This is a genomic window from Bacillus cereus group sp. BfR-BA-01524, assembly GCF_022662595.1.
GTDB classification, from domain to species: Bacteria; Bacillota; Bacilli; order Bacillales; family Bacillaceae_G; genus Bacillus_A; species Bacillus_A thuringiensis_S.
Window position 1 is genome coordinate 1 of the sequence record NZ_JAKUDW010000472.1, and the last position, 221, is coordinate 221.

Sequence of the window (221 nt, forward strand, 5' to 3'; positions counted from 1 at the left end):
TTAATGGGTGAAGTACTTGCATACTTAAACAAACAACAAAAAGAATTAAAAGACGTTGCATTAACGCCTGCTGGTTTATCTAAAATGGTTCAATTAATTGAAAAAGGTACAGACCCAGAAGAAATCGTTAAAGCGAAAGGTCTTGTTCAAATTTCTGACGAGGGTACACTTCGTAAAGTTGTAACAGAAATTCTTGATAATAATGAGCAATCTATCGAAGA

At 33.5% G+C, this 221-nt stretch carries 1 pseudogene; it reads left to right on the top strand.

Annotated elements, in window-relative coordinates:
• A pseudogene (locus tag MR170_RS31945) lies at nucleotides 1-221 on the top strand (Asp-tRNA(Asn)/Glu-tRNA(Gln) amidotransferase subunit GatB); the annotation flags it as partial.